General features: G+C 37.2%; 25 protein-coding genes and 1 other annotated feature. Of the genes, 7 read left to right on the forward strand and 18 right to left on the reverse strand.

Features of this window, described 5'->3' with window-relative positions:
* Window positions 1–117: 117 nt before the first annotated feature.
* The 3 genes from pheT to GMJ66_RS16450 all read right to left on the reverse strand — a co-directional run bounded on the left by pheT (window position 118) and on the right by GMJ66_RS16450 (window position 4686).
* Window positions 118–2544: a phenylalanine--tRNA ligase subunit beta gene (gene pheT / locus GMJ66_RS16440; protein WP_156291407.1), complete on the reverse strand. Its 2427-nt coding sequence runs from the start codon at window positions 2542–2544 to the stop codon at window positions 118–120.
* A 13-nt stretch (window positions 2545–2557) separates the two neighbouring features.
* Window positions 2558–3592, reverse strand: coding sequence for a phenylalanine--tRNA ligase subunit alpha (gene pheS / locus GMJ66_RS16445; protein ID WP_156291408.1), 1035 nt, complete (start codon window positions 3590–3592; stop codon window positions 2558–2560).
* A 356-nt stretch (window positions 3593–3948) separates the two neighbouring features.
* Window positions 3949–4686 (reverse strand): TrmH family RNA methyltransferase, encoded by a 738-nt coding sequence (locus tag GMJ66_RS16450; RefSeq protein ID WP_156291409.1) that lies wholly within the window; start codon window positions 4684–4686, stop codon window positions 3949–3951.
* A gap of 107 nt (window positions 4687–4793) precedes the next feature.
* Here GMJ66_RS16450 and sspI point away from each other — a divergent pair, with 107 nt between their 5' ends.
* From sspI to GMJ66_RS16480, 6 genes are all read left to right on the forward strand, one after another.
* Entirely contained in the window at window positions 4794–5012 is a 219-nt protein-coding gene (gene sspI, locus GMJ66_RS16455; protein ID WP_156291410.1) for a small acid-soluble spore protein SspI, read from the forward strand.
* A gap of 425 nt (window positions 5013–5437) precedes the next feature.
* Entirely contained in the window at window positions 5438–6988 is a 1551-nt protein-coding gene (locus tag GMJ66_RS16460; protein WP_156291411.1) for a DUF6583 family protein, read from the forward strand.
* Window positions 6989–7023: 35 nt separating this feature from the next.
* Complete coding sequence (locus GMJ66_RS16465) at window positions 7024–8247, forward strand: ABC transporter permease (RefSeq protein WP_156291412.1); 1224 nt, start codon at window positions 7024–7026, stop codon at window positions 8245–8247.
* Window positions 8244–9371: an ABC transporter permease gene (locus tag GMJ66_RS16470; protein WP_197046750.1), complete on the forward strand. Its 1128-nt coding sequence runs from the start codon at window positions 8244–8246 to the stop codon at window positions 9369–9371. The genes GMJ66_RS16465 and GMJ66_RS16470 overlap by 4 nt, the downstream gene beginning before the upstream one ends.
* Entirely contained in the window at window positions 9364–10035 is a 672-nt protein-coding gene (locus GMJ66_RS16475; RefSeq protein WP_156291414.1) for an ABC transporter ATP-binding protein, read from the forward strand. The genes GMJ66_RS16470 and GMJ66_RS16475 overlap by 8 nt, the downstream gene beginning before the upstream one ends.
* Before the next feature lie 60 nt (window positions 10036–10095).
* Window positions 10096–10689: a lytic transglycosylase domain-containing protein gene (locus GMJ66_RS16480; protein ID WP_231514967.1), complete on the forward strand. Its 594-nt coding sequence runs from the start codon at window positions 10096–10098 to the stop codon at window positions 10687–10689.
* 467 nt (window positions 10690–11156) lie between these two features.
* Here GMJ66_RS16480 and GMJ66_RS16485 read toward each other — a convergent pair whose 3' ends face one another.
* Entirely contained in the window at window positions 11157–12242 is a 1086-nt protein-coding gene (locus GMJ66_RS16485) for a M42 family metallopeptidase (protein WP_156291415.1), read from the reverse strand.
* 216 nt (window positions 12243–12458) lie between these two features.
* Window positions 12459–12944 carry a dUTP diphosphatase gene (locus tag GMJ66_RS16490; RefSeq protein ID WP_156291416.1) on the reverse strand — a complete coding sequence of 162 codons (486 nt, stop codon included), beginning with the start codon at window positions 12942–12944 and terminating at the stop codon, window positions 12459–12461.
* 116 nt (window positions 12945–13060) lie between these two features.
* Between GMJ66_RS16490 and GMJ66_RS16495 the strand changes: the two genes are divergently transcribed.
* Window positions 13061–13456, forward strand: a complete 396-nt coding sequence (locus tag GMJ66_RS16495) for a sigma-w pathway protein ysdB (RefSeq protein WP_156291417.1) — start codon at window positions 13061–13063, stop codon at window positions 13454–13456.
* A gap of 59 nt (window positions 13457–13515) precedes the next feature.
* Here GMJ66_RS16495 and GMJ66_RS16500 read toward each other — a convergent pair whose 3' ends face one another.
* The 13 genes from GMJ66_RS16500 to GMJ66_RS16560 form a co-directional block, all read right to left on the reverse strand.
* Entirely contained in the window at window positions 13516–14088 is a 573-nt protein-coding gene (locus tag GMJ66_RS16500; RefSeq protein ID WP_156291418.1) for a TVP38/TMEM64 family protein, read from the reverse strand.
* A gap of 119 nt (window positions 14089–14207) precedes the next feature.
* Entirely contained in the window at window positions 14208–14468 is a 261-nt protein-coding gene (locus tag GMJ66_RS16505; RefSeq protein ID WP_197046751.1) for a DUF1294 domain-containing protein, read from the reverse strand.
* Between the two features lie 550 nt (window positions 14469–15018).
* A complete protein-coding gene (gene rplT, locus GMJ66_RS16510) occupies window positions 15019–15375 on the reverse strand; it encodes a 50S ribosomal protein L20 (protein ID WP_156291420.1) in 357 nt (118 codons plus the stop codon).
* Window positions 15376–15426: 51 nt separating this feature from the next.
* Window positions 15427–15621, reverse strand: a complete 195-nt coding sequence (gene rpmI, locus GMJ66_RS16515) for a 50S ribosomal protein L35 (protein WP_156291421.1) — start codon at window positions 15619–15621, stop codon at window positions 15427–15429.
* Between the two features lie 32 nt (window positions 15622–15653).
* A complete protein-coding gene (gene infC, locus GMJ66_RS16520) occupies window positions 15654–16160 on the reverse strand; it encodes a translation initiation factor IF-3 (RefSeq protein ID WP_156291422.1) in 507 nt (168 codons plus the stop codon).
* A gap of 68 nt (window positions 16161–16228) precedes the next feature.
* Window positions 16229–16353: a sequence feature (ribosomal protein L20 leader region), on the reverse strand.
* A 145-nt stretch (window positions 16354–16498) separates the two neighbouring features.
* Complete coding sequence (gene thrS, locus GMJ66_RS16525) at window positions 16499–18445, reverse strand: threonine--tRNA ligase (RefSeq protein ID WP_156291423.1); 1947 nt, start codon at window positions 18443–18445, stop codon at window positions 16499–16501.
* Window positions 18446–18807: 362 nt separating this feature from the next.
* Complete coding sequence (gene ytxC / locus GMJ66_RS16530) at window positions 18808–19671, reverse strand: sporulation protein YtxC (RefSeq protein ID WP_156291424.1); 864 nt, start codon at window positions 19669–19671, stop codon at window positions 18808–18810.
* A 566-nt stretch (window positions 19672–20237) separates the two neighbouring features.
* Window positions 20238–21164: a primosomal protein DnaI gene (gene dnaI / locus GMJ66_RS16535; protein WP_156291425.1), complete on the reverse strand. Its 927-nt coding sequence runs from the start codon at window positions 21162–21164 to the stop codon at window positions 20238–20240.
* 6 nt (window positions 21165–21170) lie between these two features.
* Complete coding sequence (locus GMJ66_RS16540) at window positions 21171–22520, reverse strand: replication initiation and membrane attachment family protein (protein ID WP_156291426.1); 1350 nt, start codon at window positions 22518–22520, stop codon at window positions 21171–21173.
* A 28-nt stretch (window positions 22521–22548) separates the two neighbouring features.
* Complete coding sequence (gene nrdR / locus GMJ66_RS16545) at window positions 22549–23016, reverse strand: transcriptional regulator NrdR (protein WP_156291427.1); 468 nt, start codon at window positions 23014–23016, stop codon at window positions 22549–22551.
* Between the two features lie 28 nt (window positions 23017–23044).
* Window positions 23045–23434 (reverse strand): cytosolic protein, encoded by a 390-nt coding sequence (locus tag GMJ66_RS16550; RefSeq protein ID WP_156291428.1) that lies wholly within the window; start codon window positions 23432–23434, stop codon window positions 23045–23047.
* A 163-nt stretch (window positions 23435–23597) separates the two neighbouring features.
* Window positions 23598–23978 (reverse strand): adenosylmethionine decarboxylase, encoded by a 381-nt coding sequence (gene speD, locus GMJ66_RS16555; RefSeq protein WP_156291429.1) that lies wholly within the window; start codon window positions 23976–23978, stop codon window positions 23598–23600.
* A gap of 927 nt (window positions 23979–24905) precedes the next feature.
* The gene (locus tag GMJ66_RS16560) at window positions 24906–25931 is read right to left on the reverse strand and encodes a glyceraldehyde-3-phosphate dehydrogenase (RefSeq protein WP_156291430.1); all 1026 of its coding nucleotides are present in this window, start codon (window positions 25929–25931) and stop codon (window positions 24906–24908) included.
* Window positions 25932–26232 lie beyond the last annotated feature (301 nt).

Below are 26232 nucleotides of genomic sequence, written 5' to 3' on the forward strand. Positions count from 1 at the left end.
AAAAACTTGAAAAAAGTATTTGACATTGTACGCTATGCAGTGTAAAAAGCGTCTAAGGAATACTCCTTAGACGCTTTTGGTTTTCATTATTTGTATTTTTATTTTAACGTATCCTTCTTAAGAACGAATGTAAGCATCAAACTTCTTATTTACTGCTTCTACAATCTTTCCATAGGATGCTTCTACTTCATCATCTTTTAATGTCTTATTCGGATCCTGGTACAATAGACTGTACGCTATCGACTTTTTGCCTTCTGGTACGTTATCTCCTTCATACACATCAAAGATGTTGACTTGTTTTACTAGTGGCGCCCCTACTTCTTCAATCAGCTGTTTCACATCTCCAGCTAACACATCTTTATCTAAAATAAACGCAATATCCCTTGCAACGGAAGGATATTTAGGAATTTCCTGATAAGATGGATCATTCTCAAATACTTCATATATTTTTTCTAGATTCAAATCAAATACATACGTGTCTTTTAAATCTAGCTTTTTCTGCAAGCCGGGATGTAATTGTCCGATGAATCCGGCAGTTTGATGATTTATTTGAATGACAGCGGTTCTACCTGGATGCATATGGTCCATTTTAGCCTGTTGAAAATGGACCGGAATTTCTAGAAAATCAAATAATCCTTCTACAATTCCTTTTACAACATAGAAATCAACCTCTTTTTTCTCCTGCTGCCAAGGTTGTTCGACCCATTTACCAGTAAGGGCACCTGCTAATCTTAGCAATTCTGTTGGCTGTTTTGTGAGTTCTTTTTCATCTGAAACAAATACTGAACCCATTTCATAATAGGCTAGATTCACTTGGTTTCTCGCTATATTATAAGCTAGAGAGCCTAACATTTCCGGTAGAATGCTTAATCTTAAGTATTTATGATCTTCACTCATTGGCATTGCGAGTTTTACCGGTGCAGGATTTTGTTCTTCTATTTCCGGACTGATTAATTGCTTAATGTTTACTTCATTGGTTAAGGAATATGTGAGTGTTTCTGATAACCCTGCACTTTGCATGTATTGCTTTACTTTCCGCTTCAGTAATTGCTTCTCGGATAATCCTCCAGCTTGGTTAGAACCTTCTGGTAACGTATATGGTAATTTATCGTATCCGTAGATTCTTGCAATTTCTTCCAACATATCTTCAAAGATAGTAATATCTCCACGACGTGTAGGGACTTGTACGGTAAAGATATCCTTGCCTTGTGTAAATGGAAACTGAAGTCGATTTAAGATTTCAGCAATTTCTTCTGCTGCTATTTCAGTACCTAAACGCTCATTAATTGCATCTGTGGGAACCACCACTGTTTTTTCAGATTTATCCAGTTCGTCAAATTCAACAACACCTGACAACACCTTGCCATTTGCATATTTTTGCAAGAGATGACTTGCTCGCATTCCCGCTTTTTTCACACGATTTGGGTCAATCCCTTTCTCAAATCTAGAGCTTGATTCACTTCGGAGACCGGTTGCTTTTACCGTTTTTCGGATGGAACCTCCGGCAAAATACGCTACCTCTAATAAAACATTGGTCGTTTCATCGGTTACATCTGTATTTGCGCCACCCATTACACCTGCAAGTGCTGTAGCTTCCTTCCCATTTGTGATAACAAGCTGATCTTCCGCTAACGTTCTCTCCTGTTCATCTAATGTTACCAATTTTTCTCCGGCATTCGCACGGCGAACCAAAATTTTCTCCGAATTAAATCGTTCATAATCAAATGCATGAAGCGGTTGACCATACTCCATTAATACATAGTTGGTAATATCCACTACATTGTTAATTGGCCGGACACCAGCTGCCATTAAATAATTTCTCATCCATAAAGGAGACGGCTTAATTTCTACATCTTTAATAACGAATGCACCATAATATGGATTGAGATCAGCTGCTTCCACTTCAACTGATATATAATCTTCGGCTTTCTCTTCGGACGCCGTATAAGTTTCCTCCGGGAATTTCACTTCCTTATTAATAATCGCTGCAACCTCATAGGCAACACCCAGCATGCTCATGGCATCTGCTCTGTTCGCTAAAATATCCAGTTCCAAAATTGCATCATCAAGGTTAAGGAGTGGGACGATACTTTCTCCTACCGGTGCATCTTCCGGAAAAACGAAAATACCTTCTGCTATATCTTGCGCAATATATTTTTCATCTACCCCCAACTCCTGCAGGGAACAAATCATTCCATTTGATTCGACACCACGTAATTTTACTTTCTTAATTTTTATGCCCCCAGGAAGCTTGGCACCAGGCTTAGCTACAGCAACTTTTTGTCCTTTCGCTACGTTCGGTGCACCGCAAATAATTTGCAATGTTTCGTCTCCAACATCAACTTGGCAAAGATTCAATTTATCTGCATTTGGGTGCTGTTCACAGGATACAACATAACCAACGACTACATTTGTACTTTTCTCTGCAAAATATTCCACACCTTCTACTTCAATTCCGGACTTCGTAATTTTTTCTGCAAGTTCTTCTGGAGTGATATCTCCAAGATCCACATAATTTTTTAACCAGTTATAGGATACTAACATACTGTCCCCTCCTTTAAGCCTTATGATATTGTTTTAAGAATCGTATATCGTTTGTGTAGAAACCGCGAATGTCACTGACACCATATTTTAACATCGCAATTCGTTCAGGTCCCATTCCAAATGCAAAGCCGGAATAAATTTCTGGGTCATATCCTGCCATCGAGAGCACTTTCGGGTGAACCATTCCACCACCTAAAATTTCAATCCAGCCTGTACCTTTACACACATGACAACCTTCTCCATGGCAGACTTTACAGGAAATATCCATTTCAACTGACGGTTCTGTGAATGGGAAGAAGCTTGGACGCAAACGAATTTCACGTTCTTCCCCAAACATTTTTTTAGCAAATCTATCCAATGTCCCTTTCAAATCACTCATACGGACATTTTTATCAACATAAAGACCTTCAATCTGTGTAAATTGATGTGAATGTGTCGCATCATCTGTATCACGACGATAGACTTTACCAGGACAGATCATTTTCACTGGCTGTTCCCCTTTGTAATCCAGCATGGTACGCGCCTGTACTGGTGAAGTATGGGTTCGCATTAATAATTCATTTGTAATATAGAACGTATCCTGCATATCTCGTGCTGGGTGATTTTTAGGCAAGTTTAATGCCTCAAAATTGAAATAGTCCGTTTCAACTTCTGGACCTTCTTTCACCTCATAGCCCATCCCAATAAATAAATCCTCAATTTCTTCTACGATATTAGTCAGTAAGTGAGGGCCACCTACATTAACTGGTCTTCCAGGAAGAGTGACATCAATTGCTTCCGCCTCTAGTTGCTTTTCCATCGCAATTTGTTCCAGTTTTTCAGTTTTTTCCTCGATAGCCGTCGTTATCGCATCACGTACGGTATTAGCTATTTGTCCGATGACAGGACGTTCTTCTTTGGAGAGTTTCCCCATTCCTTTTAAAACCTTAGTCAATGAACCTTTTTTCCCTAAATATGTAACACGAATATCTTGAAGCTCTTTCGGGGCTTCAGCCTGTGCTACTTTTTCCAAGGCCTCGGTTTGAATCGCTTCTAACTGCTCTTTCATCAGCAAACTGCCTCCTTTTTATCATTTATGAATGAAAATAAAAAAGCCCCATCCCAATAAGGGACGAGGACTTTGAATTCGCGGTACCACCCTTGTTGGCACATATCGTACTTGTGCCCAACTCATACTTGATAACGGAATAGTTTCCGGAACACCTTTACTTATACTGATAAGGTCCAAGTGTCTGCTCCAGAGTGAAACGATAACATTTCAACGATTAGAAATGCTTTCAGTCCAGGGCATTTCCTCCCTAAAACCGTTTATCCATGTTATCTGGCTCTTTCAACGCGTTCGTATATTTCATTCATACTTTTCATATAATATTACATTATAATTAAATAATTGGCATGATGCAACTATCCTTTCACATAATACATTAAAATTCCAGCCGCTATACTTACGTTTAATGATTCGGCCTGTCCATAAATAGGAATGTTAACAATTTTATCAGATTGAGCGATTATATCCTGCTGTACGCCCGCTCCTTCATTCCCTAAAATAAGTGCCACTTTTTCTTCCAAAGGTACTTCATTATATTTTACGGCATACTCCAGTGCTGTAGCCCAAACAGAAAAACCATCCGCCTTTAATTCGGAAATCGCATCTTCCAGATTTCTTTGTAATAAGGCGATATGAAAAATCGAGCCCTGAGTGGCACGAATGACTTTATCATTATATACATCGACAGTACCATCCCCCAGGATAATGCCACCAAACCCCGCTGCATCTGCAGTACGGATGATTGTGCCTAAATTCCCGGGATCTTGGATTGAATCAATTAGCAACATATGATTTCCTTCTAAAGCATTGGTCTGCTTCATTTCCACAATCGCTGCCACCCCTTGGGGTGTTTGCGTTTGTGAGATATGATTGAACACATTGTCACTCACTATCGTAACGTCCATCCCCTCACACCAGACAGGTAAGTCAATTCCTTGTTGAGCAATTACTTCTATAATTTTCCAATCACTTTTCCGTGCTTCCTCTATTAAATGAAAACCTTCAATAAAAAAGGTTCCCGTGTTTACACGTTCTTTTCGTTTATGTAGTTTTTTCCATGATTTTACTTTTTCATTTTTGACAGAAGTTATCATCTTGTTCATCCCTCTTATTTTTTCTTCATCCATCATACATATTTTTACTAGTATCGGTCAAACTATGATTAGTTATTTATATTAGGAAGGAAAGGAGTGTTGTTAACATGGATTTAAATATTCGTAAAGCTATCTTGCATAATATTACAAACAATGACCAGAGCGAATTAGAAGCAACCATTGTTGATGCCATCCAAGCAGGTGAAGAAAAAATGCTTCCAGGTTTAGGGGTTTTATTTGAACTAATTTGGAATCAATCCAACGAACAGGATAAGCAAGAAATGATTCAAGCCCTGGAACAAGCAGTAAAACAAACTGGCAGCTAATAAATAACCTGTTCTATATTAAGATTTTGCTGTGCTTATAGTCCCCGTCATTAAATTCCGCTCCGGGCAGTCTCACCCCCCACCATTGGAAAGGAAAGTGTAGTGTATTTCCGGGCGGTATTTTAGATTGATAATATATAAAGTTAGTTCGAAGCTTATGTATGGAGTAACTTTTAGAAAACAAACTATTTAAACAGAAGTGTCAAGTAGGCTGGTAGTTAAATGTAAAATAAGTAAATTTGAAAAGGCTTGGGTATGTACTCCAAGTCTTTTTGGTATTGTTATTTTTACATAAGAAAATAAAAAAAGCAATTGACTAGTATAACGTTAAGTGTTATAAAAAGTGAGATAGAACCGTATGTATTTATGTATTTATGTTTTCATAAATACATTTATAAAAGAGATAATTTGAAAGGGGAAATACTGTGGGAGAATCAAATAAGAAAAAGGGAGTTATAGCTATTGCTATTGCTGCTGTTCTAATTGTAGGAGGAAGTGTGGCTGCATTTATGCTCACTAATACCACTCCAAAGCAATCTTACTTTTTAGCCGAGAAAAATACAATCGATTATCTCGGGGAACAGTTTAGTGAGCGGTACGGAGCTGAAATGGAATGGAATGATGAGTCCTATGAAAACCCTGCTGAGCAGGCTTTGGAACTATCAGCAGAATATAATGGACCTACGGAGACAGAAGGATTTGCAACTGTTGATCCGGCGCAAATTATTAACAACTCCAGTATAAGTCTTACTGCACAAACCGATATGGAAAACAAACAAATTGCAAGTGAACTTGCACTTAACTTTGCTGGACTGGAATTAGAAGGATTAAGTGCATATATTACAGATGAAAAAATTATGGTTGGTTTACCCTTTATTGAAGAGTACTTACAGATCATGGATGAAGACTTTGGACCACTGTTAAATGAAATTGATCCGATAACCTTCACTGGGGAGGAATCGCTTGAGCTGGATACACTATTTGAAGGTACTAATATAATGAGTGAAGAAGACTCAGAATACCTTCAAACAGAATATGTGGAATTCATCTATCATGAACTTCCTGATGAAGCATTTGAAACTTCAAATGAAACCATTGATATACAGGGACAAACACTGGATACTGAAAAAATTGATTTCCAACTAACAGAACAGCAGGTAAAAGACTTGCTTTCAACTGTTTTCGAAAAGATGGAAAACGACGATAGACTAAAAGAAATACTTCATGACCAATTTGCTGCTGGGCAAATTGGTGGACCTGCATTGGATGCTGATTTAGATCAAATGATGCTAGAATTTGAAGATGCTTTAGCAGAAGCAAAAGAAGGAATACAGGATTTTCAAATTCCAGAAGGGTTAACTTCAACGATTTGGGTTTACAGGGACCTAATCGTGCAGCGGGATCTTTTTATAGAACTTGGATCACATGAAGATGATTTGGTATCCTTTGGAATGAAAGGAACACAGTTATTAGAAGATGCTGCTCAGCAATTTAATTATAATTTGGATTTTGCTGATACATATAGCTCTGGTTCGATGACGTTAACAGGGAATTTAAGCTGGGAGGAAGATCAGGTTACAGATTCTATTAATCTAACATTCGGGGAATATAACCTTTCCTATGACGGAACAGAATCATTACAAGATGGAACAAGAGATTTTAATCGCGTATTCTCGTATAGTGACAGCATGACAGAAGGTAATCTTGTTTGGGATGGTTCCTCCACCTTTAATCATGATCAAATGAATGCAGAACACCGCTTCTCCGTTGAAACGTCAGATTTAGGAAACCTGCTGAGCCTGCAGCTTGTTGTTGACGGAAAAATTATTGACACGGTGGAAATGCCTGCCGAAGAGCTTGTGAAAGATTTAGGTAGCATGGATTCAACAGAATTGATGAATTATTTCGAGATGGAGTTAACGCCTAGTTTCCAACAATGGTTATTTGGTATTATGGCTGGTGGAACAGGGTTTTAATCATAATTTATCCTCTTTGAAACGGAAGTGCCTGCATGAATTCAATCAAACATATTTTACTGTTTATAAAGAATAATGGGCTGCAATTAAAGAGGAAGTGGTTCTCACTTCCTCTTCTTTTCTTTTTTCCAATTATTGCTGTCGTACTAGTCATCCTTATAGTTGCCTCTTTCTTTCTCCCTAATGAGAATAATCCGATTCGAATTGGCATCGTTGACCTTGATCAATCCACGGAAACCCAAATGGTAACTCAGTTGATTGAAGATTCCACACAATTGGGTAACTATGTGGAAGCAGATATGATGGAAGAAGAGGAAGCACAAACGGCAACTTCCAATAATGAAATAAGTGCCTATCTCATTTTCCCGAAGCAATTTACTAATGACTTATATAACGGAAATTCTGTAGAACTGCCAGTAATTGGAAATCCTAGAAAACCAATGGAAAGTTTGCTTATCCACGAAATTATCGGAAGTGTAGTTCGTCATATTCGTGCATCACAAGCAAACATCTCAACCATTAATGAATATGCAAAAGAACTTGAAATGTCAGATACGCAAAGAAATGATTTGATATTGGAACAATTTCAGGAATTTGTCCTTTATACGTTAGGATCCAATCAAATTGTCAACGAAAACGAGGTCACCAACCAGGCAACCTCGTCCCCTATTCAATACTTTACTACTGGAGCGTTGTTTATTATCCTAACTACCTGGCTTCTAGCTATTTATAATTATCTGCATGCGAATAATAGTAAACAGATAAAACAACGAATGTACCTTTATGGAGTAACAGAGCTTCAGCAAATCATCGCAAAAATGTTCGTAACCTTAATTACCGTCTTTCTTTTCTCTGTTATTTTATTGGTTATTATACTCGAGAGCCCTCATTTCGATTTTGAAATGAACGAATGGATTAAAATCACGTTAATCAGCTTATTTTATAGCATCAGTCTATTATCTATTTTCGGGATATTGGAAGTTTTAACAGTTTCCTATCCACTTCGCTTGCTGTGTCAATCCTTTTTAGCACTTGTAAGCATATTGATAAGCGGAGCGGTTATTCCAGTTATCTATTTTCCATTTTGGTTACAAGATATCATTACATATGCATTTCCATATGAAGCTTTTTATTGGTTGACAGAGATTATCCTTCACAATCGAATATATACCGATTACTTGCCATTACTAATGATAACCTTGGCTGCAGTATGCACACTTGCCGGTGTCTCACTAGGGAAGGAGCGTATAAAACCATGATTGATATTTTAAAAACACGCCTGATTCATTGGAAAAAACAGTGGATGAGTCTATTATTTTGGTTAGCCTTCCCAACTATTGGTACGATCCTTATCATTTATACAACCACTGCCATTCAGCAGGACAGCCAGGTACCGGTTGGTATTGTACTCGAAGAAAACACTCCGCTGGCGTCCGAGTTGTATCATACTATCCAGCAAACCCCATTGATTCGAGTCGTGGACGTTACTGAAGCGGAAGCAAAGAGAAAAGTGGAAACGCATGAGTTAGATAGTGCATTTATTATCCAGGAAGGCTATGAAGAAAAAATACAAAAAGGAAATAGAAATTGGCTTATTAAAAGCTATACTTCAGATTTGTCTTTCGCCTACACCCCTGTGAAAGAAATGATCATATCGCTGGTACAGGAAGATACTGGAAGAACTAAAACAGCACATATTGTTAGACAGATAAGTGAAGGCAGCAGTAAGCAATGGTCTATTGAAGAAATTATTGTAAAAGCAAAGGAAATACAACAGGAAGAAAATTTACTTCGATCGACGTTTTCTTTTGCAGATGGAGAGCAATCCCGGTCAGAAAATGAGGTAACCATTTGGAATACATGGGGACTATGGGCTGTCTTAAGTGCCCTTTCCACTCTACTTATTTTTGATTGGGTTATTAAAGAGAGAAAGCCCATCTTATTCTCAAGATATGCATTTATGAGATTCTCGGTAAAAAGTTACTTTTTGCAGAATCTGCTAATCTATACGATCATTTTATTCATTATAGATTTAACAACAGCATATCTATTTCATGTTTTCTTGAATGAGGAACTAACATTAAATTGGGCTGTACTCCTATTTATCCATCGATTGACAATGAATACCACTGCTTTTTTAATCGGACTGCTGTTTCGTCAAATTCTTGTATATTATAGCGTTTCATTTGTCATCGCTCTGTTTATTGCCATTATTAGCGGTGCTGTATTACCTAATGACGGGCTTACCAGCCGCTTCACTTGGCTAGAAATTTTAAATCCGCTACATAGCTTTCTAAACGAGGAATGGATGAATCCTTGGATAATCGTATGTGTAGTACTAATTGCAATATGGAAAACAAGAGGAGTGGAATCCCATGCTTAGTGTAGAATCCCTTTCAAAGTCCTACGGTAAAAAAGAAATTTTCAAGGATATATCCTTTTCCGTACAGCCGGGAAATATTATTGGTCTTGTAGGAGAGAATGGTGCTGGAAAATCAACACTTCTTTCCATCTTAGCAACGCTTCAAAGTCCAGAGAAAGGGAGCATTGCTTTATTTGAACTGGATTATAAATCAAAGAAAAGAGAAGTACGAAAACATATCGCCTTTGTCCCCCAGGATATTGCATTGTGGGAGGATTTAACCGTAGAGGAAAATATGATGTTTTTTGAAAAGTTATCCTGGAAAAAGAAAGGAAAAGAAGAGTTAAAGCAGCTCTGCTCCAATGTGAAATTAGATCGTTGGAATGAACGTGTAAAAACACTCTCTGGAGGAATGAAAAGAAAATTAAATCTGGCAGTTAGCCTCATTCATGATCCTGAATTGCTATTATTGGATGAGCCAACTGCAGGGATCGATTTAAAATCCCGAAAAGAAATTGGAAATTACTTAAAAAAACTTGCATTGGAAAATGGGAAGATGATTATTTATACCTCCCATGACATGGATGAAATTACTAACTTATGTGATCAGATTATATGTATCGGTGAGGACCCATTTTATCAAGAAATATTAACAGAAACAGGAAAAAATATTCTTTCATTTTAATATTGCTATATTCCCGGTTTCAGCATAAAATAGAATTATGTATGGAAAGGGGAATATCACGTGCAAATTAGAGATTTACAACAATTTATTCAGCTTCAGGCAATGTCCACCATGACATCACATACCAATTCATCCTCCATGGGTTCCCCTATGGCTGAGTTAACCTTTAAACAAATGCTTGAGGATAAAATAAACCAAGCAATTACAAAGCAAAATTCCTTGATGAATCCTGCTTTTGAAAAAAGTATATCCATACCAAATGGTAGTTATAATAATACATCATCATTTAAAGAAGAGATTCAAGCAGCAGCTGAAAAATATAATATTGATCAAAAATTAATTCATTCTGTGATTAAAAATGAATCTAATTATAATGCATTTGCCAAAAGTTCAGCAGGTGCTCAAGGTCTGATGCAATTAATGCCGGCAACAGCCAGAGGTTTAGGTGTAACCAATGTATTAGATCCACAGCAAAATATTGAAGGTGGAACAAAATATTTACGCCAAATGCTTGATCGATATAATGGAAATCTTCAATTGGCTCTCGCAGCGTATAATGCAGGTCCTGGCAATGTGGACAAGCATCAAGGGATTCCACCATTTAAAGAGACACAGAACTATGTTCGTAACGTGATGAATACCTATCTAACTTAATATTTCATCTGGTACAAAGTGTTTTTGGTAAATAAAATCCGAACTTAATTCCAAATTCTTTCGTTAGAATTTGAATTAGTTCGGATTTTTTATAAGGCTGTTTTCTAAAAGATTTGTTGTTTTTGTTACTAAATCTATAGAGTACACATAAGAGTTACAGTTTATTTTACCGCTCCGTAAATACACTTAGCTAGTTTTGTGCTTTTATCTTCCCTCCATTCATTAGACTATTCCTATCATAGTTAACCTCCGACTACTAAAGCTAGTTGATTGGAAAGGAGGTGTTCGACTATTAAGGGAATTGCACGTGTCTAAACTATCAACAGCGATAAACAACACTACTTACAAAAATAGCTCTTTTTAATCTTCCTTATCGTATATCATTCGCCCTTCGAACAGAATATTGGAGTAATGTCCCAGCCTCTTTTAACCAAAGATTAAGGATTTTAGTGTTTTTAGCTGTTTTATTAAGCTAATACGATTTCTTTTACTGTATCTGTATCTAACTTCTTAATTACTTCAACAATTAATTTCACGGCATTTTCAAAGTCGTCACGATGTAAAATCCCTGCATGTGAATGAATATAACGGGTTGCAATCGTAATCGATAAGGATGGAACACCATTTGCGGTTAAGTGAATCGAACCTGAATCAGTTCCACCACCAGCAAGTGATGCATATTGATATGGAATATTATTCTCATCCGCTGTATCCACCACTAAATCACGTAAACCTTTATGAGAAACCATGGATGCGTCATATAAAACAATTTGTGGTCCCTCTCCAAGTTTACTGTCCGCTTCATGCGGTTTAATTCCAGGGGTATCACCTGCAATACCAACATCAACAGCAAAACCAATATCAGGCTGAATCTTGTTTGCAGCTGTTTTTGCACCACGCAAACCAACCTCTTCCTGAACGTCACCAACACTATAGACAACATTCGGATGGTCTGCATCTTTCAACTGTTTTAATACTTCTATAGCAATTGCCAATCCAATGCGATTATCCCAAGCTTTTGCTAACAGCATTTTTTCATTTTTTAATGGAGTGAACTCAAAGTAAGGAACAATCGATTGCCCAGGCTTTATACCAAACTCCTCCGCTTCTTTCTTACTGGATGCACCAATATCAATAAACATATCTTTAATTTCATATGGTTTTTTGCGTGCTTCTGGGGAAAGAACATGTGGTGGTTTCGATCCAATTACACCAGTCACATCTCCCTTTGCACCCAAAATCGTGACACGCTGCGCCAGCATAACCTGGTTCCACCAGCCGCCAACAGTTTGAAAATAAATATACCCTTTGTCATCAATTCTTGTAACCATAAATCCTACTTCATCCAGATGTCCAGCAATCATAATTTTTGGACCGTTTGCATCCCCTACTTTTTTCGCAATGGAACTGCCCAGATTATCATTGGTTACTTCATCTGCATATGGGGTAATATATTTTTCGAATACTTCCCGGACTTCCTTCTCGTTTCCAGGAATCCCTCTCGCATCAGTTAAATCTTTCAGCATAGTTAATGTATCATCTAAATTCGCCATATGTATTGCCTCCCTTTCTTCCTTTTTCAATTATAGAGGTTATTCAAAAAAACCGGTGAAAATGACAATCAAGACAAAGGGGCTTCCATTAAGTACCGACACGTCCTGTGTCAAACACATCCTATTATGTAAGCCTGCTAACGGAAACTTGCACTGCATCGAACTTCCCGGTCTTTTATCCTCCTTTATGCACAAATAGTATATCGTTTTTTGACATTAATATCCTTTATTTTGTCTATCATAATTTATCTCATTCTTTTTATAATATGCATCCTGGATATCAGATTCATTATATCCCAGCAGTTTTCCAAGCTGCAAATATTTAAGGAATAGCGATTCATAATTTGATTGACTTGTATCATTGTAAAATTCTGTACAAGCTTTAAACACTTCATTAAACTGCTTTGTTTCACTTACGGTATGTTCACCAAGTTCCTTACTGTCATAACGATATCCTTTTTCCAATCCTAATGATAAAATAAAGTGAAGACCATCCACATATTCTTCCAGGATCACACTGGCATCGTTTCTTGGTTTCTTGCTCCAAAATTTAAAACACCTTGTTTCATTGGCAAGTTCACCAAGTTCCACTAATAAAGCCAGATACTTTTCCTGAAATAAATCGCTGTTCGCTAAATCATGATTTTGCTGAATATAGTAATCCAAATCATACTGCATAGAAAATAATTCGTCCCAATTCATTCTTTACATCCTCTTTTCTCTTTTTTACGATTGTACCATGAATTTTTCATTATAGTGAAACCATTATGTGGCTTAATACGTATGAAAACTAATAACCAATAGGGAGACGATTAGTAATGATTGTCATTTTATTTCGGATACTTATATTAATTGCATTAATTCTTCTCGTCTACACTTGGGTTCAGTACTTGAAAAATCCTGAAAGACAACTGCGAATCGCAAAACAAACAAAGGATTTTTTCTTTGTAGATGAACCGAATAACAGTAAGAAAAACCTGCAATTTGTTTATAAAGGTTGTCTTTTTGACGGAGAAAAATACTTAGGTGCAACCGAAGAATCCTTTGAAGTTATTGATATCCACGTTAGTGTACGAGATCCATTGGAACTAAAGGGCTTAACACGTGATGATATATATTTTCTGGAAAATGAAATTCTCTTACGCTATCCTCACGCCAAGATTAAATGGACACACCCCATCGATGAATTGCTCCTTACAAAAATAGAAGATTAAAAAAGACCGCTTATCCAGGTTTCTGTTCTCTGGATAAGCGGCTTTTTCTGTATGTGCATTTAGGTACTTACCTGGAAAAAGTCTTTCCACTTGATAATAACCTCTTTACTTCTCAGAAGATAAAGCATTGGCAGTAATGCTATTAAGAAAATGATAATATGAATAGGAGATAAGTTCGATATCCATCCTCCAATACAGGTATATACAACGGCTAAAGGAATAGTGGATAATAAAGATGATTTCGTATACTCTTTCATCCCAGTAGCTACTTCCATTAAACACAAGGACAATAAATGAAAATGAATGAAAGGTACAAGTCTGAGGACAGCGACCTGGGATGTATTTAATTCTGCGTGTTTCCCGAGCAGCTTTTGCTTTAAGCAAACCAGCCGATCCATTTTCTTCGGCATTCGATTAGCTAAACGATAGAACAAAATACTGGATAAGGTCATACCGATAATGGAATAAATAGTTCCACCGACAGGTCCATAAAGTATCCCGCCCGAAACACAGATAAATACTACCGGGAGAAAGAATAATGGCCTTATTAAGTGAAAAACAATAAACAGCAGTGGAGATAATATTCCACCCATCTCGATGACTGCCATTATATAATTCCCGATATATTCCATAACTTTCCTCCTTTTCTATGCATACAACCTGATGTGAAATTCCTGAGAAAAGTACCATTACCTATTCGTCCCTAAGACTTTTTCCTTTCTTGTACATCTATATGACATAAGACGAGCCTTTATGACATCAAGTAGTAAAAGAAGATGAGATTTAGGATAATAACAATTGGTAAACCAATGACAAAGGAAGGATGTTTTGTCTTATGGCGAAATACTTTCATTCCTAAATACGTTCCAATTGCTCCGCCTAGCAATGCAATAATCCAAAATGTTCTTTCTGGTATTCGAAATTGCTGTCTTATTGCTTTTTGTTTATCTATACGCATCATAAATAATCCGATGATATTAACCCCTAATATGTAGGAAATAATTGCATTCATTTTTCCAATGCTCCCTTTTAGTTAATGTAAAAATCTTCTTTTCGTATAAATTAATATTTTTCACTATATAAACTGCGAACTAAATTATTTGATTTGTTGGAGTGTTAACTACTGCTCCGGAAATACACTACACTTTCCGTGGGCGGCTGGTGAGCCTCCTTGTGCTGTCTTCTTTAGGGGTCTCACCGATGCCTCTTTTCCCACAGGAGTCTCCGTGTATTTCCTCCGCTAGTTTTATGCTTTTATCTTCTAATAATTGAATAGCTACATAAATTCTTAGCAAAGCTAATCACTATTAGCTGGTTGATTGGAGCGGAGGGCAGTCGACTCCTGCGGGAAAGCAACTGCTGAAGACCCCGCAGTGAGCGTCTTTTGCGAGCAAGGAGGCAGAAGCGTTGCCCTAAGGTGCACAGGCTGCCCGTAACGGAAATCAACGGAACACTATACTAGTTCGAAGTTTATATCAATTGTGAAGGATGAAAAGCAACAAACATAGAAACAAGAGTATGTAAAAGACCGAACCCATCAAATGGATTCGGTCGGTTGACAATTATTTTAAAGCCTCTTTTGCTTTTTCAGCTAATTGAGCAAATGCCTTTTCATCGTTAACAGCAAGTTCAGAAAGCATCTTACGGTTAATATCGATTCCAGCTACTTTTAAGCCGTGCATTAATTTACTGTAAGACAGACCATTTAAGCGAGCAGCAGCATTGATACGTGCAATCCATAATTTACGGAAGTCACGTTTTCTCTGTCTGCGGTCACGGTATGCATATTGACCTGATTTAATTACTTGCTGTTTCGCAGTTTTAAATAATGTTCTTTTTGAACCATAATAACCTTTAGCTAATTTTAATACGCGTTTACGACGTCTGCGCGTTACTGTTCCACCTTTTACACGTGGCATAATAATTCCCTCCTAATACATTTACGAAATCTATATTTCCATTCTGACTAATTATTTTGGTAGCATTGTTTTGATACGTTTGTAATCTCCAGAAGATACTACAGCACTTTTACGTAATTTACGTTTTTGTTTTTGAGATTTATTTGCAAATAAGTGACTTGTGTATGCATGAGATCTTTTTAATTTTCCAGTACCAGTTCTTTTGAAACGTTTTTGCGTCCCTTTATGAGTTTTCATTTTAGGCATAATTTATTTCCTCCTCGTCAGGTTACAGTTAATTAGTTCTTTTCATTCATCGGAGCTAGCATCATAAACATATTACGACCTTCCATTTTAGGTCTGGATTCAATCGTCGCAACATCTTTAAGCTCCTCAGCTAAGCGGTTTAATACGTCTTGACCAAGTTCTTTATGCGTAATCGCACGTCCACGGAAACGAACAGATGCTTTTAATTTATCTCCTTTTTCAAGGAATTTCCTTGCATTTTTAAGCTTCGTTTCGAAGTCGTGATCGCCAATACCTGGTGTAAACCGTACTTCTTTCACGTTAATTACTTTTTGTTTTTTACGAGCTTCTTTTTCTTTCTTTTGCTGCTCATAACGGTATTTCCCATAGTCCATGATACGACAAACAGGCGGTTTTGCATTTGGAGCAACTAAAACTAAGTCTAAATTTCTAGTTTGAGCAATTTCCAATGCCTCTTGACGTGATTTCACACCAAGTTGATCCCCGTTTGAATCGATAAGACGCACTTCTCTAGCACGAATCTTTTCATTGACATTCATATCTTTGCTAATAGTCAGCCACCTCCGGAATTTTTTTCTTCACTGATCTATTGGACAAGCATTGTTCATACATGAAAAAAGTGTCGGCACATATGCACCCACACGTCTCCAATTACGATAAAATCATTTTGGAACCCGTCAACTGCCAAGTAAGCGTCGAGCAGGTGAGAAGCGGGTGCTTCTACTTGTCTTTGAGATCATTTAATTTTTTCAACCTAGAAAGTATAACACTCATTAAAAATCATGTCAAATCATAATTTCATAGATGTGATTTCTAAATAATTATATCATAAAGTATGTATTAGCCCAAGCAATTATCAATGCTTGGGCTATAATGATTATTTACGTAGTACACGCTCTTTAATCTCTGTATTGATTAATACTTCAAAATCGTCATAGGAGATTGTTTCCGATTTTTGCTCTCCATAGCGGCGAACATTGACAGCATTATCCTCGATTTCCTTGTCACCTAACACGAGCATAAATGGAACCTTTTGGGTTTGGGCCTCACGAATTTTATAGCCGATTTTTTCATCTCGCTCATCCACTTCAATTCGTACACCTTGGAATCTTAGTTTTTCTGCAACTTCCTTCGCATAATTCAAGTGTACCTGTGGTGAAACAGGAATCACCTTTACTTGTACTGGTGCAAGCCAAGTTGGGAATGCCCCTTTGTATTCCTCAATGAGAAAGGCTACAAAGCGCTCCATTGTGGAAACAACCCCACGGTGAATAACCACTGGGCGATGTTCTTTTCCATCTTCCCCAATATAAGTTAAATCAAAGCGTTCCGGTAAAAGGACATCTAATTGGACAGTAGATAAAGTTTCGTCTTTTCCTAGTGCCGTTTTCACTTGCACATCAAGCTTTGGACCATAGAAGGCTGCTTCCCCTTCTGCTTCCACATATTCCAATTCCATTTCTTCCATTGTTTCTTTTAGTTTACTTTGTGTCATTTCCCACATAGCATCGTCGTCAATATATTTTTCTTTATCTTCTGGATCACGGTAAGAAAGACGGAAATAATAATCTTCAATTCCAAAATCTTTGTACACTTGTTGAACTAAATGGACCACACGGATAAACTCGTCTTTTATTTGGTCAGGACGCACAAAGATATGAGCATCGTTTAATGTCATACCACGCACACGCTGAAGCCCAGCTAGTGCTCCACTCATTTCATAACGATGCATCGTACCAAGTTCCGCAATTCGGACTGGTAGCTGACGATAGCTCCATAAGTTATTTTTAAAAATCATCATGTGATGTGGACAGTTCATCGGACGCATGACGAGTGTTTCATTATCCATCTCCATTGGTGGGAACATGTCTTCCTGGTAATGCTCCCAGTGTCCACTTGTTTCATATAATTCCTTACTCCCTAGAACAGGAGTATATACATGGTCATAGCCTAAACGTTCTTCTAAATCCACAATATAACGTTCAATCGTACGTCTGATTGTTGCACCTTTTGGTAACCAAAGTGGCAGACCTTGTCCTACTTTTTGTGAAACCGTAAAGATACCCAATTCTTTTCCTAGTTTCCGGTGGTCACGTTCTTTGCGTTCTTCTAAAATACGAAGATGTTCTTCTAGTTGACCCGGTTTTTCAAATGCTGTTCCATAGATGCGTTGCAGCTGCTTGTTATTGCTGTCCCCGCGCCAGTATGCACCAGAAATACTCAACAGTTTAAATGCTTTAATTTTGCTTGTAGAAGGAACATGAATCCCACGGCAAAGGTCAAAATATTCTCCCTGCTCATAAATGGTAACCTGCTCTCCTTCTGGAATATCATCAATCAGTTCCATTTTTAATTCATCGTTTATTTCACGGAATCGTTCTATCGCTTCTTCGCGTGAGACTTCTATACGCTTTATTTCCAGGTTCTCGTCAACGATTCGTTTCATCTCTTTTTCAATTTTCGGAAGATCTTCTGGAGTTATTTTATACTCCATGTCCAAATCATAATAGAATCCTTCTTCAATAACAGGACCCACCCCGAATTGAACATCTTTATACAGACGTTTAATTGCCTGTGCCATAAGATGCGCTGCGGAATGACGCATAATGTCAATTGCTTCCTTGCTCTTATACGTTAAAATTTCAATTTTCCCACCATGATGAAGTTCACGTCGTAAGTCCACCTGCTCTCCATCTAATTTAATAGCAATAGCTTGTTTTTTTAACCCAGGAGAAATGGAAGCTGCAATCTCTTCCCCTGTAGTACCTACTGGAAATTGTTTTTCGTTTCCATCCGGAAATGTAATGTTAATATCTGCTGCCATGTTTACTGCTCCTTTCTAAACTTGTATGTACTAAAAAACGCCCATCCCTCCTGCATGATGTGCAAAAGGGACGAGCGTCACATGGACAATCGTGGTTCCACCCTAGTTCCCGCAAAACTTCTACGGCTTCTTTCACCTTTAACGCAGGATTTACGCTGTTCCTTACTATGATTTTCAGGTAACAGAGTTCAAAGGTGGTAATTACCCGGTCGCATAGAGGAAGTTTTCAGCCGCCTGACTTCCCTCTCTTTTCTATACGATTGCCAAATAATCATATCCTTATCATAACTTTTAACCGATTATTTACAAGTATGAATTTATTATAATACGTATTATAGCCTCATAAATTTATAATTGCAAGCCTATTTATTTTCCTTTTTCCAATCAAGACCAAATGGAAACTTTTGAATCGATTCAAATTCTGCTTTTTCCTGAAAAACATTAATAACCGTTAGCGTTTTAGGCTCTGCGGGATCTTCACCATAAATCTTTATTTTTTTGGGAGCCATCGCAATAAGTGGTGCTAAATTCAACTCATCTACATCCAGTCCAAAAATATAAAGGGGCTCTTTTTGCATAATCGTTTGCAGTTCAAGCTTTGAGAGGAGCTTTCCGCTTTCCTGATAAAAAGCAAAGGATTTTCCCTGGACAATATGAATGATTGGTATACCAGGTTCCTTTTTACTGATGTAATCACGCAGCATGTATACGAATTCCTGATGCTCTTCTTCACGCTTGTATTCATCAATAGCAAGTCCTACATATTGAATCATCTCATCTTTAAAAGCTTTTAAACCAAATTTAACAACGGAATCATAGTGAATGATTTCCGTGTTTTTTACGTTGCTGATAAATAAAGAGATTAGTAATTGATTTAGGTCGACCCCTTTATTTTTTCTAACCTGGATACTATCCTGATCTTTTCCTGCAAATATCCAATTGGTTAAATCATGAATTCGTTCAATTTCATCGTTATTGGAATAGTAATAGTATTTCTTAATGATGTGCTTGATTAAGTTTCCTAAGCGGTGCACAATAAATACATTGGTCATTGACTTTGCAACAACATGAATAAGATGTTCATCTGAAAGTTTTTTTTCAATCTGTATATGATTCCCCCATTCTTCATGGATTTTCCAATGCAATTCAATTTCTTTATCATTTCGGAATAAATGCTCACAAAACATAAGCACTTCCTTATCTGATTCAAAATATGCCTCCAGCAATCACCATCACCCTCATCCACAATCGAACTGATACATTATATGGACAAAGGTTCAAAAAAATGAATAATCGACCTAATCTAGTAGCTATATTTATTAGAAAAGCGCAAACGCCCGTTTAGCGACGTACAGACTGCGCCTGGCCATGCCAGGTGGTTCGGTGTTGCCGCGCAATGCGGCGGGTTTAACCGAACAGTCCCCGCAGGAGATTAGACGATCTTGATTTTTACGAATGTAAAAAACTTAGTGGTGAATCTTATGCTTGAAGAGCGAAAAGGAAACATGCCCCTTCATAGGGGTATGCCGACGCCTGAGCGCTATCCCGCTTTTAGTCGGCCTTCCTAAACTTGAGTCGATGTTGACTTTCACCGCAAGGGTATAAGTGCGACTAAGCCTCTGGTTTCACCAATCGGCAAGTCTTCTTTATCGTACGGAGGTGAGGGAAGTCCGCTAGTCGCTGGGCGATGGAGCTAGACATCGAAGCAAAAAATTTATACTTTCTTATCTTATTAGAAAAACTCTCCTGTGCTAATAAAAAAACTAGCATCAAATATCATGCTAGTTTTCTTCTACTTTCTTCTATTTTCTCCAAAGATTGGCACTTCATTGCTAACCTGTCGAATTCGTTCAATAATTCTTCCCGCCTTTACAGTTTCTACACCGTCTCTTGTCGTTGCCAGTGTTCCTTCGAGCTGCTCCAAGTTATAGTTTGAAGTGAAGAATACAGGCAACTGTTCCATCATTCGATATTGTAAGATGGAACCTAAAATTTCATCCCGAAACCATGCTGACTGCATTTCCGCTCCAATATCATCCAGCATTAAGACGTCTGCCTTTTTAAAATACTCTATTTTTTCATTCGTAGTATCGGTTTTAAAAGATGCTTTAATCTCACGAACAAATTCAGGCATATAAATCAGCATCGATGATATATTCATCTTCTTTAATTCATTGGCGATTGCCCCTAAAAAATATGTCTTTCCGACGCCGAATGGACCGTAAAAATAGATTCCTTTTCTTGGCAATTCAACACTAGCTTCACGAATGAATTTAAATAACTCCATGACCGCATTATTTCTATTTCCATCATCATCAATATGATGAATGGATGCATTTAAAATTTCCTTTGGTACATGGACACTTTGAACCAGTTTTTGCTGTGCTTGCTCTTTTTCATACATGATTCGACTATGGCATTTTTCATAGGAAAGATGGATTTCCCCTTTTTCCACATGTAAAATGGGCGAATAGCCTGGAAGCATATTTTGACAATGTTCAAAAGAAGTACACATCTGGCACTGTTTTGACTGTGATTTATATTCATAAAGTTTAATGAGACTTTTGTTAATCTCTCTTTTAGTTAACTCTGGATGTAGAGATAAAAATTGCTGAATCTCAGGATCACTCAATACTTCTTTTTTTACTTTCGTATAATTCTCCTGAAAATTCCTATTCTCTTTCATCCATTTTGATAGGGAGGTCTGTATAGGTTCCATTTAAAATCATCCTTGAAATCCATTATTTTTCTGTTTGGTCTGATTTAGCAATGCTTGTAATTCTGCTTTTTCTTTTTCTAAATTTATAACTGGCTGCTGATCCGATACGTTATTCTTCTGATTCCCTTTTCTTTCTTTAAACCAGTCAGGAACAATTTCTTTTGATTCTTTTCTAGTGTACCCTCTTTTTGATTTAGCAGAGGACTTTTGGAATCGTTCTTTTTCTTTTTTAGCAAACTCCATCGCTTCTTTTGCAGTTTTAATCTTAGCTCGTGACCAGTGGCTTGCTATCTTCTCTAAGTAAGCTCTCGATAATTTCATATTTGACTGCAATAAAACATAATGGATAAGTACATTCATGACCGGTGCAGCAAGTCCCTGTGAAGTCATGACATCCCGTATTATTTTCATATCCTGTTCAGATGCTTGATTTCCACCCGATAAATCTTCCAGCAGTTGTTTTGGCGAGATGGATTCTAACTCCTGGATAAGCATTTCTTCCTTCGTTTGCGGTTCTTTCTTTACCTCTTGCTCTTTTGGTAAGGCTGGCTTATCCATTAATTTTACCGTTGAATTTTTATGTTTCGATTTAAATAGATCATGACAGGCGATCTTAAACTCTTCTCCATCTAAACGGTTTTCTTCATTTAACGCCCATAAAACCGATTTTTCAATTTCGTAATTATCCAATTCATATAACCGCATCATTTGTGCTATTAATTTGCGGTTCTCGCTTGTTAAAACCTGACTAACAGGAATCATACGCTGTTTCAACATTTGCTCAATCCAGGATATATCGACGGGTTCCACCGTTTGGTCGGAATGATTATTGGGATTGGATGTTACGATTTCAAGTGTTGGAGTGAAGGTTTGAAATACATCATTAAACGATACGGTTATGTTTTCGCCCCGGTCTTCGTTGGTTTCATCCATATATCGTTCTTTTAACATGAGAAATTTTTGGTCACCTAACTGATGATATAATAACTGGGAGAGCATGGCATCTTTGAAAAAGTTATTCGGGGAAAACGGACTTTGTAATTCATACGTATAGATCGTTGACTGGTCTCTTTCCTTTTTAAATGATTTTAATAAACCGATTCCCTCTAGTTTTAATCTAGCTTTATAAATTTCGTCTAACGGAATATTTAAGTAATTCATTAATGTGTGATGTGTTTGCGGTGAATCCTGCTGCAATTCAATTTCATGTAATAACGTCTGATAGAGCATGACAGCCTGTATCCCAATTAACGGCTGATACAGATGAGTCAACGATGTTGTAAAATCATTTGGCAAATGGCCTTTTAATAAAACATAGTACCCGTCAACAGGTAATACTTGTCCTAGAAATCTCAATTATCTCACCCTTAATAACAAAATTGCTCTACTCATTTTTTCTATCGACATTTATCAAATCTTTTAACTCATTTAAAAACACACTGATATCTTTAAATTGCCGATAAACGGAAGCAAACCTTACGTAAGCTACTTCATCTACATCTGCCAACAAATCCATTACTTTTTCTCCAATTTCTTTACTATCGACCTCTGATGAACCTGCATTTCGCAAATCCCTTTCCACCTCTAAAGCAATGGATTCTATTTTCTCCAGTGGAACAGGTCTTTTTTCACATGCTTTAATTAGTCCTCGTACTAATTTTTCTCTTGAGAACTCTTGTCTTGTACCATCTTTTTTTACAACGATTAAAGGTGGTTCTTCCATCCGCTCAAATGTCGTAAATCGATAGCCGCATTTTTCACATTCTCTTCGCCTGCGTATAGACCGCCCTTCATCCGTTGGGCGTGAATCAAAAACTTTAGTATTTTTATATTGACAGTTGGGACATCTCATTCTTTCAACCCCATTCATAGTTACCGAATTAGTTGGATTTCTCTATTAACGGTAACTCTTCATTTAATTGTTCATATAATCGATAAATTAATGTTGAACTATAACCAAAATCAATTGGGATGGCAGATTCAGTCGTAACAGAAAAGTCAACTGCTGTGCGATTCGGACTGACCATAATAACTGTTACAACGATAAATGCTTTTTTCCCTTTTTTTGTGACGACACTCATTTCCCCACGTTCTCTGGAAATAGAGTTCATTTCAAATTCCGAGTTTGATGAAAAAAAATCCTCGAGTTTCTGGAAAGCTTTATCTTTCATCACTTTATAATAATGTGTGTTTAAACGTTCGTCCCAGTGGTTTTCAGCTGTTTCCGCATGATTACCGAAATATTTTTTCAGCATATTGCTTATCGACATAACTATTTGCTCCTCGACGCTACTATTTAACCTACATTGTAACACGTTTCGATAATTTCCTCTATACGTATGACAAAATACGAATAAAAATAGAATCGGCAAAATTAACACATAAGTAAAGGGCTGACAGGAGACGTCAGCCCTTTTATGCATTCAAATTTATTTAATATACTTTTTGAAAATCTTCAGCCTTGATCGGACCCATACCTCGTGGTAATTCCACCCGATCATATGATTTACTTTCTAATGCCGTTGCTATATACTCAGCAGCAACATTTGGATCAATGATGTCTCCACAGGTATACACATCAATACTTGCATAACCATGTTCCGGAAAACTATGAATCGTTAAGTGGGATTCTGATATAATAACAACTCCACTTACCCCATAAGGAGCGAATTTATGAAATGCAACTTCACGAATTTCTGCTCCAGCTTTCAAAGCCGCATCAACAAAAACACGTTCGATTAATCCCATATCATTTAATTTATCTACATTACATTCCCATAGTTCTGCAATAACATGTCTTCCCATTGTATCCATTACTACATTCCCCCTCAACCATAGTATTGGTAACTTCTTTTTAATTTATTTTCTGCCACGGGGGAAAGTTAGTACGGATGAGGTCCTAACCCTTTAAGCAGAAAATTTCTAAAGCCCAATATTCGTACCATGAGAAGTATATACTGTTTTTACCTGTTTTGCAATAAGTAACTCAAAAAAACATACTCTTTTGATAAAGGGCGATTCCTGTAGCTGCGTTTACTTGGCACAAAAGCAAAGAAAAATAACAAATTAGTTTTTTCGGTTATGCTTCGCCACAAAAAAAATAATTGCATTAGGAAATAATTTTAATTCGTTTTTAATATAGAATGTGAATTAGTTTAATTTGAGATAATCCTATCGCTACGAAAATACACTCCGCTGGTTTGTGCTGTTCAATTACTATCTAATTGTTGTTAATCAATGGTTATTTGGATTAGAAAGCCGTTCATTTCTCGGGAATAGATATTTTTTTCGAGGTGCAATTGTTTTATTGAAAAACAGGTAAGCTGAACAAACGTCCCTTTTATAGGTTGAAACTCTTCATTAATCAGAAAACAAGTACTAGCGGAGGCAGAATACGTAGACTCCTGTGGGAATAGCACGTTCCGAAGACCCCGCAGCCGGCGAACCTTTCCGCGAGGAGGCTGAGGTCGTGCCCACGGAAAGCGAAGTATTCTGCCGGAGCGAATACATGCACACATCACCATTAGAATAAGCGAGAGCAGCACAAATGGAATTTTTATTAGTCAGAAGTTTATATCAAATCAAAAGCAATAATCAATTCGAAAAGAGCTTTTGGGAAAAAGAATTATAACCATTAATGTTACTATTTCATGAACTGTCATAACCTATTCATTAATCAATTAAAAACCACCTATCTTATTAAATAGGACAGGTGGCAATGAAAATTATATTTATTGTTCATTAAATTTCGACATGTTCTTTTATATTGCTTCCAACAAGTTTTGCGAGATCAAGAACCCGTTTGGAATATCCCCATTCATTATCATACCAGGCTAAAACTTTTATCTTGTTTCCTTCCATGACCATCGTTGATAAGCCATCAATGATGGATGAAAATTCAGTGGTTGTATAGTCAATCGAAACAAGTGGTTCTTCACTGTAGTGAATAATTCCGTTTAATTGTTGGTTAGCAGCTGCTTTAAATGCGTCATTAACCTCATCGATGGTTACTGTTTTCTCAACATCCACTACGAGATCAACTAAGGAAACGTTTGGTGTAGGCACTCGCAATGCCATCCCATGTAATTTACCATTCAAATGCGGCAAAACTTCTCCTAATGCCTTAGCTGCTCCTGTAGTTGTTGGAATAATGGATTGTGAACAGCTTCTTGCACGCCGCAAATCTTTATGTGGATTATCCAGATTATTTTGGTCATTGGTAAATGAATGAACCGTAGTCATCAATCCATTTTTTATGGAAAAACTGTCATCAAGCACTTTAACGACTGGTGCTAAGCAATTCGTCGTACAGGACGCATTGGAAACCACGTCATCCAGTTCTGGCTGATATGTGTGATCATTCACACCCATAACAATTGTTTTATCAACCTGTTTCCCGGGTGCTGTGATTACAACTTTTTTTGCTCCTGCTTGGATATGTAATCCAGCACTTTCTTTTGATTTGAATTTACCAGTTGCTTCAATAACAACATCTATATCAAGTCGATCCCAAGGCAGTTTATCCGGTTCACGTGAATTAACCAATTCGACCATTTTCCCATTTACTTTAAGACCACAATGAAGTGCTTGCACATCACCATTAAATGGCCCATGAATACTATCATATTTTATTAAATGTGCAAGAGTTTCTGAAGGATAGCGCGCATTAATTGCAACAACTTCCACTCCTTCATCTACAATTGCCTGGCGAAATACCATTCGCCCAATTCTCCCAAAACCATTAATAGCAATACGCATTTTTTTCATTCGTCTCCCATCCTCCTATTTGTGCTATACTCGTATTCCCCTTTATATTAAATAGTATAACACATTGGAAGTTAAATGTGATTTATTTTTTTATAAATTCATGCACAAATTTTCTAATCTATTGTTAAAAGGGACTGAATCAAACGTGTTTTAGCAAAAAAATCCGAACTATGATTCAATAATTCTTTAGTTAGAATTCGAATTAGTTCGGATTTTTTATTTTTATAGTGCGTGTTCATAAAGGAGGATGAAAAGGACCGAGAAGTTCGAGGCGGCGAAGATTTGAGTAGCGGAGCGTATG

Origin of the sequence: Oceanobacillus salinisoli, assembly GCF_009733865.1 — a bacterium.
GTDB classification, from domain to species: domain Bacteria; phylum Bacillota; class Bacilli; order Bacillales; family Amphibacillaceae; genus Oceanobacillus; species Oceanobacillus salinisoli.

Coding starts and splice junctions, on each gene's coding strand:
- rplT (WP_156291420.1), bottom strand. CDS start 15,375: ATGCCACGTGTAAAAGGTGGAACAGTAACGCGCAGACGTCGTAAACGC.
- nrdR (WP_156291427.1), bottom strand. CDS start 23,016: ATGAGATGTCCCAACTGTCAATATAAAAATACTAAAGTTTTTGATTCA.
- speD (WP_156291429.1), bottom strand. CDS start 23,978: ATGGATACAATGGGAAGACATGTTATTGCAGAACTATGGGAATGTAAT.
- GMJ66_RS16475 (WP_156291414.1), top strand. CDS start 9,364: ATGCTTAGTGTAGAATCCCTTTCAAAGTCCTACGGTAAAAAAGAAATT.
- dnaI (WP_156291425.1), bottom strand. CDS start 21,164: ATGGAACCTATACAGACCTCCCTATCAAAATGGATGAAAGAGAATAGG.
- rpmI (WP_156291421.1), bottom strand. CDS start 15,621: ATGCCTAAAATGAAAACTCATAAAGGGACGCAAAAACGTTTCAAAAGA.
- GMJ66_RS16505 (WP_197046751.1), bottom strand. CDS start 14,468: ATGAATGCAATTATTTCCTACATATTAGGGGTTAATATCATCGGATTA.
- GMJ66_RS16560 (WP_156291430.1), bottom strand. CDS start 25,931: ATGAAAAAAATGCGTATTGCTATTAATGGTTTTGGGAGAATTGGGCGA.
- GMJ66_RS16490 (WP_156291416.1), bottom strand. CDS start 12,944: ATGAATTGGGACGAATTATTTTCTATGCAGTATGATTTGGATTACTAT.
- infC (WP_156291422.1), bottom strand. CDS start 16,160: ATGAATGTCAATGAAAAGATTCGTGCTAGAGAAGTGCGTCTTATCGAT.
- GMJ66_RS16485 (WP_156291415.1), bottom strand. CDS start 12,242: ATGGCGAATTTAGATGATACATTAACTATGCTGAAAGATTTAACTGAT.
- GMJ66_RS16470 (WP_197046750.1), top strand. CDS start 8,244: ATGATTGATATTTTAAAAACACGCCTGATTCATTGGAAAAAACAGTGG.
- GMJ66_RS16465 (WP_156291412.1), top strand. CDS start 7,024: ATGAATTCAATCAAACATATTTTACTGTTTATAAAGAATAATGGGCTG.
- pheT (WP_156291407.1), bottom strand. CDS start 2,544: ATGTTAGTATCCTATAACTGGTTAAAAAATTATGTGGATCTTGGAGAT.
- GMJ66_RS16500 (WP_156291418.1), bottom strand. CDS start 14,088: ATGGAATATATCGGGAATTATATAATGGCAGTCATCGAGATGGGTGGA.
- sspI (WP_156291410.1), top strand. CDS start 4,794: ATGGATTTAAATATTCGTAAAGCTATCTTGCATAATATTACAAACAAT.
- GMJ66_RS16495 (WP_156291417.1), top strand. CDS start 13,061: ATGATTGTCATTTTATTTCGGATACTTATATTAATTGCATTAATTCTT.
- thrS (WP_156291423.1), bottom strand. CDS start 18,445: ATGGCAGCAGATATTAACATTACATTTCCGGATGGAAACGAAAAACAA.
- GMJ66_RS16550 (WP_156291428.1), bottom strand. CDS start 23,434: ATGTCGATAAGCAATATGCTGAAAAAATATTTCGGTAATCATGCGGAA.
- pheS (WP_156291408.1), bottom strand. CDS start 3,592: ATGAAAGAGCAGTTAGAAGCGATTCAAACCGAGGCCTTGGAAAAAGTA.
- GMJ66_RS16450 (WP_156291409.1), bottom strand. CDS start 4,686: ATGATAACTTCTGTCAAAAATGAAAAAGTAAAATCATGGAAAAAACTA.